The sequence below is a fragment of the Microcoleus sp. B6-A1 genome, from assembly GCF_036705085.1.
Taxonomy (GTDB): domain Bacteria; phylum Cyanobacteriota; class Cyanobacteriia; order Cyanobacteriales; family Microcoleaceae; genus Microcoleus.
Window position 1 is genome coordinate 19077 of the sequence record NZ_JAUBTU010000029.1, and the last position, 13555, is coordinate 32631.

Consider the following 13555-nt stretch of genomic DNA (forward strand, 5'->3'; position numbering starts at 1 on the left):
CACCAAGATTGCTGCCCTAACTGAGCCCGTTCCGAGTGAGCCACACCCGGTTTATTCGCGATCAATGTCACCAAAGTCAATACCGACACTGGAGTCTTGGAATGGACACGATATCATAATATTAAGAGTCACCAGACTAATTATAGTCTTCGTGGATCTTAAATGTCAAAAGTTTTTCCAAGTTTTTTTTCTTCAGTATTACCCCACCTAAAAACCTAAATTATATATTATCCATTTGGCCTTTAAGTAAGCCACAAATATTGACCAACTAAATTTATCCTGGTCGTTGTTGGCTATTTGAGGGTATTCAACTGAAACTGCCACAAATTTTTCATACTCTTTCTGATATTCTTGGGTCATACTTTCGTAAGAGACTAGCGGATACTGAGAAAGACTAGATTTTATCTTATGTAGTTCAACGGGATTGTGAGCTAAGAAAATTAAAACTTCCAATAAGTCTTCAGCCGAACAAGATTTACTGACCCATCCCACACCATACTTTTTCACCCTTTCAGCATTTGCCCCTAAAGGAGTAGTAATAACAGGGATTCCTAGTGAAAGAACTTCATCTAATACCAAACTATAAGTTTCAGACCAAATAACCGGAAGCATAACCACATCAACACCTTTTAAGAGGTTAGGTAAATCTTCGCGAGAATAAGCATCATAAATTTTAGTATTTTCTCTCATCAAAAACATGAGCTCATCATCAATCTCTGAGTTGTCTATTGGGCCATAAAATTCAAAAGAAAACAGTTCATTTATCTGTTTTGCCCATACTTTTTGCAATAAGTCAATGACGACATTTAATCCTTTAATGAGGTGCATTGTACCTACAAAAGCAACTCTAAGAGGGGAACTGTAACCATGGGAGTTATGACCGCTTTCTTGGCTAAATTTTAACTTATCTAGTTGATTTTGTGGGTGTACTCCGTGACGAATAACTTTAATTTTTTGGCTCAGTTGTGGATATTCTCTAATTAGATAAGATTTAGCTGTATCGGAAGGAGAAATAATTGCCGAAGCGCCTACCATTAATTCTCGACAAAGACTATACCATTCTTGCTTGAGATTTTCTCCTTCATTAAATAAAGAATGAATACATTTTTGACAATAAGATTCACTTTTATATTCAAAACAAAAAGATTTATGTAAGTCCAAAAGATTATGACTCGGACAAATAAAGTAATAGTCATGGGTAGAAATAATGTATGGTATTTTCAGACTTTTCAATCCAAATGCAATATCTACTAACGGTAAATTAATTAAGTGGTGAATGTGAATTATTTGCGGTTGAAAATACTTCATTAGCGCGATAAATAATTCTGATAAGCTTTGAGCAGCCAAAAAGGGACGACTAGAGAGAGATTGACAAGGAAACTCAAATCTAAAGTTTTCTTCTTGGAAAAAAATGTTGAACATGACTGTTGATCGGCCAGTACCATAAAAGGTATAAACGGGACGATTTTGCTTGATTATTGCAATTAACTCAGAACAGTGATATTCAGTCCCCCCCAAGTTATGATTAACAGGTAGTTCAGTATCATTATGCAGTATAAAACAGATGGGTGATAAACGTTTAATCTCCGACAACCGAAGATGCAGTTGAATATTGCTAATAATATCTTGAACAGGCTTGTTTTCTATAAAACCCGCAACGTTTCCTAAATAGGTTGGATGTAGCTGGGCAAGCTGTTGTAAATTATTATTGATGATGTTTTGTTTTTCTGGGCCAAAAGATTTACCTCCTGCATGATAAACAAAAGTAGCGTCATCAATAATATGAGTATATCCCGCTACAGTAGCACGACAACACAAATCATTTTCTTCTCCATATCCTTTGCCAAAATGAACATCATCAAAATAACCAACTCGATCTAATACTTCTCGCTTAATGTACATACAAAATCCTACACCTGTAGGAATGGTAGGATAACATTTGTAAGAAATATTATCGATCAATTCCGCAAAACTATCAATAGTGTGATCCACCGGGATTTCATTTTCTTCTAGCCAAACTGGTACCGAACAGATCGTGCCATTATTAGTTAAAGGTGTGACTGTGGCCACTCTAGCATCTGAATAAGCAGCCGCGATCATCTTATCGAGCCAATTATTAGTAACTACAGTGTCACTATTAAGTAAAACAACATCCTCTCCTGCGGTTGCTTGAAAAGCGATATTGCAACTCTTGACAAAACCTAAATTCTCTTGATTTCTAATTAACCTGACATGAGAATATCTAGCGGCTATTTGCTCCGTCAATTCTCTGACTCTTGTATCGGGACTAGCATCATCAATCAAGAGAACATTATACTGACTACTGGTATGCTTAAATAAAGAATCTAAACACCTTTTAGTATATTCATAAGCATTGAAAATTGGGACTATGACAGTTAACTTGAGGTAAGATGGAGCCGATTTTAAATTAAGTAATCTTTGTAAGTTCGATTCATCCTTTAGTGCCGAACCTAAATTACGCTGAACCCAGTCTGTATGTTGCAGATCGGGATGAAGTTGAAATGCTCTGATGTAACAAATAATCGCCTCTCTCCATTGTCCAAATTTCACCGAAGATTCTGCTCGTTCATATATTGATGTATACGAATCTAATAGCAAACTTTCAATGGGGGAATTGGCTGGACTAGAGGCGATCGCCCTACTTACACCCTTTTTTTTTAACACCTCTTCTAACCGCCCAGAAATAGCCTTGTCATCAGGCCGAATCTGCAACGCCATCTGATAAAAGACGATCGCCCCATCCGGCCAATTCTTCCGCACCAAAGCATTAGCCAACTCAACATAAAGGTCAGCATCATTCGGCGCAATCTCCAGCGCCTTGTGATACAACTGTACGTCATCACGATTATCCTGAATCGCCCGCCGATACAAACGCATAGCATCCTTCAAATCCCACTGCGATCGCATCCTCAAAGCATCAGCCAACTTTTGCGACAGCCACGGCAAATCCGCCTGAATTTCCGCAGCGCGGCGGTAAGCGGCGATCGACTCATCCCACCGTTCCAGGTTCTCAAAAGCCGTTCCCATGTTGTAATAACTCCACGGAAAATCAGGATTTAACTCGGCCGCGCGTCGGTAAACATTGATCGCTTCCTCCCACCTTTCCATTTCTAGCAGCGCGTCGCCCAATTTGCTCTGCGACCAGAAGAAATTCGGATTAACTTCATTAGCACGCCGGTACGCAACAACCGCCTCATCCCAACGTTCCAAATTCACCAGCGCTTCTGCTAAATTGTTGTGCGCCCAAAAATGGTCTGGATTGAGTTCGATCGACCTTTGGTAAGCCGAAATTGCCTCATCCCACCTTCCCAGCTTAATCAGCGCGTCTGCTAAATAGTTGTGCGCCCAACTGAAATCTGGATTTAATTCTGTTGCTTTCCGGTAAGACTCTACAGCTTCTTCCCACCGTTCCAGCTTGAGCAACACATCGGCTAAATTGTTGTGAGACCAGCTAAAATCTGGATTTAATTCGATCGCCTTGCGGTAGGCATTTACAGCTTCCTCCCACCGTTCCAACTTAACCAGCGACTCAGCTAAATTGTTGTGCGACCAAGAAAGATCGGGATTGTTTCTAATAGCATTGCTGTAAGCCTCTACCGCCGCTTCCCACTGTTCTTGCCCCTTAAGAATTTCGCCCAATTCGTGATAAGCTGCGCCAGCATTTGGGTTCAACTCAACCGCGCGCCGGTAACAGTCAATTCCCTTATCTACCTTACCTTGCTCGATCAAAGTTTTGGCTAAATTCTCGTGTTCCTCAGCCGTGCCGGATTTGGGGTCGATCGCAAATGCTCGATACCAAGCCTCAGCCGCCTCCTCCGACTTTCCTAACTGCGTCAAAAGTTTCGCAAAATTGCGGAAAGCACCGGCAAAATCCGGCTTCAGGGCGATCGCCTTTTCGTAAGCAGAAACCGCTTGCTGCCACTGTTCCTGCTGCGCGCAAATGCTGCCGTAATTAGCATAAGCTTCGGCAAAATTTGGGTTGATTTCTATTGCTTTGACATAGCAACTTTTAGCTTCATCAATTTTGCCGCCAGCTTGCAGCGCGTTGCCTAGCATTTTGTAAAGCGGCGCTTCCGGCTTAATTTGCAGTGCCTTTTTGCAAGCTGCGATCGCCTGTTCCACTTTGCCCTGAGCAAAATAGCCTTCTGCCAGTATTTTGTATGCTTCTGGATCTTCTATATTAATTGTAGAATTAACTGCCTGCTGAACTGGCGGCTTAACTGGCGGCTGCACTGGCGGCTTAACTGCCTGCTGCACTGGTGGCTTAACTGCGGTGGCTGCGGGCTGCTGTTGCTTAACTGCACCGTTTGTTCCATTTGCACCCGCCAAAGTTTCCTGTCCCTCGCTGCCGTTTCTCGCATTAGCTGCGTTCAGTTCAATAGCTTTGCGATAATATGCTGTCGCTTCCTCTAACTTGCCTTGTTTTTTGAGCGCTTCGCCCAAATTTTGGTAAGCTGTCGCCACATTAGGATTTAATTTTATGGCGCGATCGTAACAGGCGATCGCTTCGGGGAATTTTTCCTGCCGGAAAAAAGCGTCGCCCATATTCAAGTGTTCCCCCGGCGCTACTTTGTCCGGTTCCAAACTAAATGCTTGATACCAGCACTGCTGCGCTTCTTCCGGTTTGTTAATTTGTCCAAATACTTTTGCTAAATTCCGGTACACTCCCGCGAAATTCGGCTTAATCGCGATCGCCTTTTGATAAAATCCGATCGCCTCCTGCCATTTTTGCTGCTGCGCGCAAATGCTGCCCAAATTCGCGTATACTTCCGCAAAATTCGGTTCTATTTCAATCGCTTTAGCGTACCAGTGCCGTGCCTCTTCCATCCTGCCTTGAGCTTGCAGCGCGTTGCCCAAAGTCTTGTAAGCTGGTGCAAAATTGGGGTGAATCTTCAAAGCTTGCTCGCAGGAGGCGATGGCTTCTTCTATTTTTCCTTGGGATAAGTATATTTCTCCCTGTTGGTTAAATTGAACCGCTGTTGATTCTGTACTGACTGTTGATGGCATAGGGGCGGCGGCTCCAGAGGCAGGAATTAAATAGGGTAGTCTAAACGTTTCACAATTATACTCGCGTTTGACACTAAGAGTAGCGGGCTTGTTCCCCCAATTCTTAATTTTTTTGATTCCCGGTGCTGGCGAGGAACCGGGATTCTCGGCTGATTTTTTGATTTTACGGCTAAAAAATATTTACGAATCAGCCCACTTTCTGGCTGATTTGCGCGCCAGTCGCGATTTTTGTAGCTTCGGGTCGATCGCCCGTTTTGTAAACAAACGTAAACACTCCGGGTTCTTGCTTGTGGGATGCTTTCTTGTGGACGGGGCAAGGGAGATTGCACCCTTTTCTATAGGCTTTTTACGGGCGGGCTAGAAGCCCACCCCACAACACAACAAATTCACTGTTTGTGGAACAGGCATCTTGCCTGTTTTTGAGAAGGGTGAAAGATGTGCGATCGAACCCAAACGAGAATAGCCTTTTTAGGAAAAAACGATCGCCCTTTTGGGAGAAAGCGATCGCTCTTTTTTTTCAACCATTAGTTAACAACTATTAGCAATTACTAATTAAGCTGCTGCGGCTGCGTCTTCTTCTGCGTCTTCGGCTTCAGAACCTGCTTGAATTCCCAGCACGCTAACAACCACCTGATCTGGTTCGCCCAGAGCTACCACTCCTGCTGGCAAAACTAACTCGTGAATATGCAGCGCATCCCCAACCTTTAAATGAGAAATATCTACTTCAATTGCTTCAGGAATGCTGTCAGGTTTGCACTTAACTGCCAGTTGCGTCAGCACGGTATCCAAGATGCCGCCTTCTAACTTGACGCCGACGGGTTCGCCGACAAAATTCAGCGACACTTCAACTTCCAGACTGTCTTGAGTTGCGACGGAGAAAAAGCTCAGGTGGTAAGGATAGCCCTTCCAAGGATGAACTTGAACTTCCCGCAGTAAGGTTTTTCCGCTCCAAGAGAGGTCGGGAATGCTGAGGTCAATTAGGGCATTGTTGACTACGTGCTTTTTGAGCAGGTGTTCAACTGTTTTGGCTTTGATGGTAAGGGAAATGGATTCAGAGCCTTTGTGGCCGTAGAGGACGGCGGGAATCAATCCAGAGCGGCGGAGGGCGTTAGGTTTGCTGCCTTCTGCCCGCTTTTGACATTCTACTGCGAGTTCCATTTTATGACTTTCTGCTGATTGTTTTCACATTTTACCAGAATTGTGATATTGCGATCGCGCTTAATTAAACGACCCGCTGAAGATACTGATAATCTTCGTTTTCAACACATTTTAGCAAGTCCAGCAATTTCCTCAAACGGTAGGTTGCTGTTTGATACTCTTCTTTGAGAGGGGAATCTCCCAGCTTGGTGAGGACGGTATCGCTTTCGCAGATAATGGCATCGCGGAAAAAATTTCTGAGCTTCTGGCGAATATCTCGATCTAACTCAACTACAGGTAGCTTCTCCTCTTCTTCATCTATCAAAATATTTCTGGGGACAGATTTGCCGATTTTGGAAAATTCTGATTTGGCCAACCACTCGTAAACGTCTTCCGACATTTCGACATAGTGCGGTGGTCGAGCAGTTTTGAAGGCATAAAAAATAATATCTAACATTAGCTTTCCTCTTGACCTTCCTGATTCAACAACTCACTTTCTGGAAAATTTTCTACCCAAGCTACATCTGCTTTGTCGAATACAGCCTTAGCCGGTTGAGTAATTTTTCCTGTGGTAATAACTCCAATCACAGTCCCTTTTTGACATATTTCCTGAGCTTTTGTGGAATCTATTTTCTTGTTTTTCCAGGCTTTGATTTCAATATGCGGTTCATTCATTATTGTTTATATTTTTTTTTATAAATTAACGATTGAATTCGCTCTGCCAATTGCGGAGTAGCTGTTTAACTCGCGGAACATCCCGATCGTTGACTATCAAAATATCACCTTTGGGATTGTTTCCGGTTGTTCTCTTGGCTTGTATTCCTTCTTTCCCTAGCTCTATTATAACCCACCCAATCATGTCTCTGTGAACTTCTAGCCGTGCTATCAGTTCATCCTCGTCAGTCATTTACGTAACTCCTTGTAAATAAGGATGCACTTGACCTCGCCGTGGATCAAGTGCACTAATCTCCTGGAACCTTGAGCTAGGTGGGTCGCGACGAGACTGCCAAAAGCTTCGAGTATTATGGATCGAGACCCAACATTATATTTTACCTGACAACGTTAGGCTGGTGCTGCTACTGGCGTACCGTCAGCAGAGAGCAAAGCGCGTTTCGGGCCGTGAATCGGGTCTTCTACAATAATAGTTTGGTCGCGACTGGCTCCGAGAGAAACGATCGCGATCGGCACTTCCATCAAATCTGCCAAAAACTTCAGATAATCCAATGCTTGCGGCGGTAAATCTTCCAAATTCCGGCACTCTTCCGTAGACTGTTTCCAACCGGGAAGGGTTTCGTAAATAGGTTGGCACCGAGCAAATATCCGGGAACTTTTCGGGAAATCAACACATCTTTCGCCGTCAATTTCGTAAGCAACGCAAACTTTTATTTCTTCTAATTCATCCAAAACATCTAGTTTGGTAATTGCCAGACAGTCAAGGCCGTTGATGCGGACTGCGTACCGACCGATTACCGCATCGAACCAACCGCAGCGGCGTTTGCGGCCGGTTGTCGTGCCGAATTCTGCACCTCGATCGCCCAAAATTGCGCCAATTCCATCTACCATTTCGGTAGGGAAGGGGCCTTCTCCGACGCGGGTTGTATAAGCTTTTGCTACGCCAATTACGCGATCGATCGTGGTTGGGCCGACTCCGGTTCCCACACAAGCACCGCCAGCGATGGGATTGCTGGAAGTAACGTAAGGATAAGTACCGTGATCTAAGTCTAATAAAGTGCCTTGCGCGCCTTCAAACAGAATATTTTTCCGCTTGTAAATTCCCTCATAAATCTTTAGGGAACTATCAACTACGTGCGGTCGCAAACGTTCGGCATAAACTCGATATTCATCAATTACATCTTGCGGATTTAAAGGCGGCAAATTGTAGAGTTTTTCGAGAAGGACATTTTTACAATTAATCGTCCATTCCAATTGTTCTTGCAACCCGTCCAAGTCCATTAAATCTAGCATCCGAATGCCAGTACGTTCCGACTTGTCGGCGTAAGTAGGGCCAATGCCGCGTCCCGTCGTCCCTATTTTATAATTTCCCCGCTGGGTTTCCGATGCTACATCAATTAATCGATGATAGGGCATCGTGACGTGAGCCGTCTCCGAAATCATCAGCGAGGCTGTCGAAATATTCAGTGCCTCTAGCTGATCTAACTCTGCAATTAAAACTTTCGGGTCGATGACCGTACCGCAGCCGATAATACACTCTTTATCAGGGTAGAGAATCCCGGACGGAATTAAGTGTAGTTTGAAAGTCTGACCGTTTACTACCACGGTGTGACCGGCGTTGACGCCCCCTTGGTACCGGACAACGATATCTGCGGATTTGCTGAGCAAATCGGTAATTTTGCCTTTTCCTTCATCGCCCCACTGGGCGCCGATCACAACTACGTTAGCCAAGGGTTTCTCGCGTTCAGTTCAGGTTGACACAATCTCCGATTATGTACGAATGCGTCCTAAATGTCAAATAAATTTTTGTTACAATTGAGAGAGTTGAGGCTGTATTGCTCTCAAAAACCAACTTCCAGCCCTATCGGGGGACTTGGGAAGGGAGAGTAGGAGAGGGGAAGAATGGGTGAGGATTTGACGAGTTTTTAGGGGAATCCCATGTGCAGCTTAAATGTGGAAGAGTTTACCGGCTGGAGGTTGTTGGCTAGTATTTGGGAAAACCCGGTTTCTGACCACTGATGCGTATAGGACTAAATTACAAATTCTTCAATCCTTCAATTCTTCAATCCTTCAATTCTTCAATCCTTCAATTCTTTCAATCTAAAATCTAAAATCTAAAATCTAAAATCGCATGACTTTACACGCTGAGTTGCACCGCCATCTGGGTGGTTCTGTCGTTCCTAGGGTGCTGTGGCGGTATTTCGATCGCCACAATGCTGAGATGGTTAATCGATTTCAAGAATACTCGGAGTTTGAGGAGTTTTACACTCGTCCGCGCAATACTCTCAATGAGTATTTGGAACTGCACACGCTGGTAGAAAGCGTTCAAACTGTTGAGACGTTGCCTTATTTCATCTATCGGTTGATGCGGGGCGCTTACGTGTTTGAAAATCTGGCTTATTTGGAGTTGCGCTATACGCCTTATTTGCGGACTCCAGAACATTTGAATCAGTCAGAACGCATAGATTTGATGGCAGAAATTGTAAAGGTTGTGGGCAAGGCAAGTCAAATTAGCGATTGTCCGATTGTTACTAGCCAAATTTTGTGTATGCACTCGCGTTTGCCTTATGAAGTGAATCGGGCGATCGTAGATTTGGCGGCCGGGATGGGAGAATATGTTTGTGCGATCGATATAGCTGGCGGCGATGATTGTATAGGCGAGCGTTTAGAGGAGTTTGTCGGATTGTACCAGTACGCGAGGTCGATCGGCATCAAAACTACCGGCCACCTCTACGAAACTACCTCTGGCTGTTATCCCGAACTTCTGCCCTATCTGATGCGGATCGGCCACGGGATTCAAATTCCGTTAAAATATCCCGAACTGCTGCCAGAAGTCGCGCGCAGGGGTCAATGCTTGGAAGTTTGCCCGACTACCTATCTCAAAACGGGGACGTTGCAGGATATGCGCGAATTGAAGGTTGTGTTCGATCGATGTTTTGAAGCTGGTGTCGATATTGCCATTTGTACCGACAACGCGGGATTGCACAACGTGCGATTGCCTTTCGAGTACGAGAATTTGTTAACTTTGGATATCATTGATTTTCGGCAGTTGCAAGCGTGTCAAAATGCAGCTTTCCGCCATGCTTTCGCCTGGCCCTACGGAGAGCAACCGGCCCAAATGCTGACTGGTTTGTTGCAGCATGAGTCTGTGGGGGCGATCGTGAATTAGCTAGTTTTTGTCATTAAACATCAAGTTTTAATGTTCCTTAAAAACCCGGTTTTTTATGTTAATTAATGAACCGGGTTTTTAATCTGATATCTCTGCCGCTAGGAAAGCCATCGCCAAGATTTAGGATTGTGGCGGTGATTTTATTTCATTTGTGAATGATATTTTTTTTACTAACCGCAGAGGACGCAGAGGGCGCAGAGGAGATAGAAAAGATAGAAAGAGGGATAGAGGTGTTTTGTAAAATTATAATAAGCGTCTGGCGATCGGCAATCGGTAGCAAGTTATAGTTTGGATGCAGAAGCATCAATATAAAAGGATAAAAAAACATGACAAATATGGACGCTTACTGGATGCCGTTCACCGCCAACCGACAGTTTAAAGCGAATCCGCGAATGTTGGTTTCTGCCAAAGATATGCACTTTACAAGCGATGATAACCGCTCAATTTTAGATGGTACTGCGGGGCTGTGGTGCGTGAATGCAGGACACGCGCGCGAGACAATTGCCGAAGCAGTTAAACAGCAGGTTTTGCGTTTGGATTACTCCCCGGCTTTTCAGATGGGACATCCGGGTGCTTTTGAATTGGCGGAACGTTTGGTAAAGATGATTCCGGGCAATTTCGATCGCGTTTTCTTTACTAATTCGGGTTCGGAATCAGTAGAAACTGCTTTGAAAATTGCGATTGCTTATCACCGGGTGAAAGGTGAAGGAACTCGCCAACGATTAATCGGTAGGGAACGTGGCTATCACGGCGTTGGTTTTGGGGGAATTTCTGTCGGGGGTATCGGTACAAACCGCAAGTTTTTTGGCAGTTTGCTAACGGGAGTCGATCATTTGCCTCACACTCACAATCTCGAACACAATGCTTTCAGCCGCAAACAACCGGAATGGGGAGCGCATTTGGCGGATGAATTGGAGCGGATTGTCGCTTTGCACGATGCGTCTAATATTGCAGCGGTAATTGTGGAACCGGTGGCTGGTTCTACGGGTGTTTTGATTCCGCCGAAAGGTTACTTGGAGCGGCTGCGGGCGATTTGCGACAAATATGGAATCCTGCTAATTTTTGATGAGGTTATTACCGGATTCGGGCGGCTAGGCTCTAGTTTTGCTACGGAATATTTTGGGGTGGTTCCCGATATTGTGACGGCGGCGAAAGGGATAACTAACGGTACGGTGCCGATGGGGGCGGTGTTTGTGAAAGAAGGCATTTATGATGCTTTTATGAATGCTCCTGAAAATGCGATCGAGCTTTTTCATGGTTATACTTATTCTGGTCATCCTGTGGCTTGTGCGGCTGCTTTGGCGACGCTGGATATTTATGAGGAAGAAAGGTTATTTGAACGGGCCGATAAGATGGCCGGTTACTGGGAAGATGCGGTGCATTCTTTGAAGGGGGTGCGGCACGTAATTGATGTTCGGAATCTGGGACTGGTGGCAGGTATTGAGTTGGAATCTATTGCTGGGAAGCCGGGGAAACGGGCCTTTGATTGTTTCTTGCAGTGCTATGAAAAAGGGTTGCTGATTCGGACTACGGGTGATATTATTGCTTTGTCGCCACCGCTGATTATTGAGAAGGAACATATCGATCGCATTGTGGAAATTTTGACAGGGGTTTTGCAGGAGATGGAGTAGGATTTAACGAACCGCGAAGACGCGAAGGACGCGAAGAAGGAAGAGAAAGAAGAAGATGTTTTTAGGTAAAAACTCTACTTAGAAATGACATCAAATTCGTTGTCATCGGAATTATTTATCTCTCTCTTTTCTTCCTCTGCGGTCTCTGCGGCTTCTGCGGTTTAATCATTCCGAAAAAACCGTAAACGATATGAGAAAGACCTCTCTATTTCCTTCCTTCGCGCTCTTCGCATCTTCGCGGTTTATTCCAATATGTTATAATAATTAACAACTAACGACGAATGACGAATAACTATGGTGCAATTAACTGCAAAAATCTCTGCTAACGAGTTAGCAAATTTGGCTGTAGATTTGATTCGGAAAACAGGTTGCGAGTACGGTGATGTGCGTTTTTGCAGTTACCGAAGGCAGAATCTTTACGCGCGCGATCGATCTTTAAGTCAACTGTCAGATAATGTAAGTTCCGGTTTTGGCGTGCGAGTGCTTCTAGACGGCGCTTGGGGGTTTGCCGCCAGTCACAGCAAAACACCCGCAGAGGTTGCAAGAATAGTCGCTTTGGCTGTAGAAATCGCGAAAGGCAGCCGATTAACTCAAAAGGAACCGGTGCGGTTGGTGCCTGTCGAAAAATATGTCGATACCTACATTACTCCCATCGCCATTGACCCTTTTTCTGTACCCGTTGCTGAGAAAGCTGAACTGTTGCTAACTATCAACGAGAAGCTGCTAGCACACGGCGCACAAGGCATCAAAAAAGCTTCTTCTTTTTTGCAGTCCAGCCGCGAAGACAAGGTTTTTGCTTCTACAGAAGGCTCGCTAATCGAACAAACAATCTACCGCAGCTATCCGGGTTTTGACTGTACGGCAATTGCGGGCGGCGATGCCCAAAGTCGCAGTTACGAACGCCCGCCGCTGAATATCGGTTACGAACATATTAATCCCGATGATTTGTTGAGTCAAGTCGAAAGAGTTGCCGCCGAAGCTATTGAGAAAGTCAGCGCTCCCACAGTCCCGGCTGGTATTTGCAAATCCCTGATTCTTAAGCCGACAAATTTGTTTTTGACAATCCACGAATCTGTCGGTCATCCAACTGAATTAGACCGGGTTTACGGCTACGAATCTAATTTTGCTGGCACTAGCTTTGCTACTACTGATAAGTTAAATAAACTGCAATACGCTGCACCTTGGGTGAATTTTAAGTGCGATCGCACTCAACCAGGTGGCCGCGGTACAATGGGTTACGATGATGAGGGCGTAAAATCACAAGAGTGGTACGTTGTCAAGGATGGAATTTTAGTTGATTATCTCACTGACAGAGAGACGGCTTATCGCCTCGGACGTGCCAGCAGCAACGGTTCTGCTTACGCTGACAGTTGGTCTAGCGTGCCGATGGTGAGAATTCCCAATTTGGGATTGGAGCCGGGCCCGGATGGCGGCAGCCATACTGCTACTTTGGCCGAGATGATTGCTGATACGGAAGACGGGATTTTAATCGACGGTATGGGTAGTTATTCGATTGACCAGCAGCGGCGCAATTTTCAATTCGGCGGCGATGCTTTTTGGAAGGTGGAAAAAGGTAAAGTTGTCGGTATGTTGAAGGATGTAACTTATCAGGCGATGACTACTGATTTCTGGAATCAAATAGATGCGATCGGGCCGACTTCGGAGCTGGTTCAGTGCGGTACTAATATATGCGGAAAGGGCGAGCCGATGCAGGTTGCTCAGATGACTCACGCTTGTGTGCCGGTGCGAGTGAGGGATATTCAAATTGGGTAATAGGGCATGGGGCATGGGGCATGGGGCATCGGTTATTAGTTATTAGTTAATTGCTAACAATGCCCAAGGCCCAATGTCCAATTTGCAATGCCCAATTCGCAATACCCAATTCGCAATGCCAAATTCCCAATGCCTAATTACTAAT

Annotated in this window: 9 protein-coding genes; 3 read left to right on the forward strand and 6 right to left on the reverse strand. The window is 44.8% G+C overall.

The features are described 5' to 3' along the window. Positions 1 to 207 precede the first annotated feature (207 nt). The 6 genes from QUB11_RS12995 to QUB11_RS13020 all read right to left on the reverse strand — a co-directional run bounded on the left by QUB11_RS12995 (position 208) and on the right by QUB11_RS13020 (position 8568). Positions 208 to 5028 carry a tetratricopeptide repeat protein gene (locus QUB11_RS12995; protein WP_333390752.1) on the reverse strand — a complete coding sequence of 1607 codons (4821 nt, stop codon included), beginning with the start codon at positions 5026 to 5028 and terminating at the stop codon, positions 208 to 210. 552 nt (positions 5029 to 5580) lie between these two features. Continuing rightward, positions 5581 to 6186, reverse strand: coding sequence for a 50S ribosomal protein L25/general stress protein Ctc (locus QUB11_RS13000; RefSeq protein ID WP_333205376.1), 606 nt, complete (start codon positions 6184 to 6186; stop codon positions 5581 to 5583). Positions 6187 to 6250: 64 nt separating this feature from the next. Continuing rightward, on the reverse strand, positions 6251 to 6622 hold the full coding sequence (locus QUB11_RS13005; protein WP_333238886.1) for a hypothetical protein: 372 nt from the start codon (positions 6620 to 6622) through the stop codon (positions 6251 to 6253). Beyond that, positions 6622 to 6840 (reverse strand): hypothetical protein, encoded by a 219-nt coding sequence (locus QUB11_RS13010; RefSeq protein ID WP_333238888.1) that lies wholly within the window; start codon positions 6838 to 6840, stop codon positions 6622 to 6624. The genes QUB11_RS13005 and QUB11_RS13010 overlap by 1 nt, the downstream gene beginning before the upstream one ends. Before the next feature lie 25 nt (positions 6841 to 6865). Then, positions 6866 to 7072, reverse strand: a complete 207-nt coding sequence (locus QUB11_RS13015; RefSeq protein WP_333238890.1) for a hypothetical protein — start codon at positions 7070 to 7072, stop codon at positions 6866 to 6868. Positions 7073 to 7227: 155 nt separating this feature from the next. Beyond that, entirely contained in the window at positions 7228 to 8568 is a 1341-nt protein-coding gene (locus QUB11_RS13020) for an adenylosuccinate synthase (protein ID WP_333390754.1), read from the reverse strand. A 400-nt stretch (positions 8569 to 8968) separates the two neighbouring features. Between QUB11_RS13020 and QUB11_RS13025 the strand changes: the two genes are divergently transcribed. The 3 genes from QUB11_RS13025 to QUB11_RS13035 all read left to right on the forward strand — a co-directional run bounded on the left by QUB11_RS13025 (position 8969) and on the right by QUB11_RS13035 (position 13410). Further along, entirely contained in the window at positions 8969 to 10006 is a 1038-nt protein-coding gene (locus QUB11_RS13025) for an adenosine deaminase (RefSeq protein ID WP_333390757.1), read from the forward strand. 326 nt (positions 10007 to 10332) lie between these two features. After that, a complete protein-coding gene (locus tag QUB11_RS13030) occupies positions 10333 to 11637 on the forward strand; it encodes an aspartate aminotransferase family protein (RefSeq protein ID WP_333390760.1) in 1305 nt (434 codons plus the stop codon). Between the two features lie 294 nt (positions 11638 to 11931). Next, complete coding sequence (locus QUB11_RS13035; protein WP_333390763.1) at positions 11932 to 13410, forward strand: TldD/PmbA family protein; 1479 nt, start codon at positions 11932 to 11934, stop codon at positions 13408 to 13410. The last annotated feature ends 145 nt before the right edge of the window (positions 13411 to 13555 follow it).

Bases quoted from the DNA above. Each gene is read 5' to 3' on its own strand.
- QUB11_RS12995 (WP_333390752.1), bottom strand. From the start codon at position 5,028: ATGCCATCAACAGTCAGTACAGAATCAACAGCGGTTCAATTTAACCAA.
- QUB11_RS13000 (WP_333205376.1), bottom strand. From the start codon at position 6,186: ATGGAACTCGCAGTAGAATGTCAAAAGCGGGCAGAAGGCAGCAAACCT.
- QUB11_RS13005 (WP_333238886.1), bottom strand. From the start codon at position 6,622: ATGTTAGATATTATTTTTTATGCCTTCAAAACTGCTCGACCACCGCAC.
- QUB11_RS13010 (WP_333238888.1), bottom strand. From the start codon at position 6,840: ATGAATGAACCGCATATTGAAATCAAAGCCTGGAAAAACAAGAAAATA.
- QUB11_RS13015 (WP_333238890.1), bottom strand. From the start codon at position 7,072: ATGACTGACGAGGATGAACTGATAGCACGGCTAGAAGTTCACAGAGAC.
- QUB11_RS13025 (WP_333390757.1), top strand. From the start codon at position 8,969: ATGACTTTACACGCTGAGTTGCACCGCCATCTGGGTGGTTCTGTCGTT.
- QUB11_RS13030 (WP_333390760.1), top strand. From the start codon at position 10,333: ATGACAAATATGGACGCTTACTGGATGCCGTTCACCGCCAACCGACAG.
- QUB11_RS13035 (WP_333390763.1), top strand. From the start codon at position 11,932: ATGGTGCAATTAACTGCAAAAATCTCTGCTAACGAGTTAGCAAATTTG.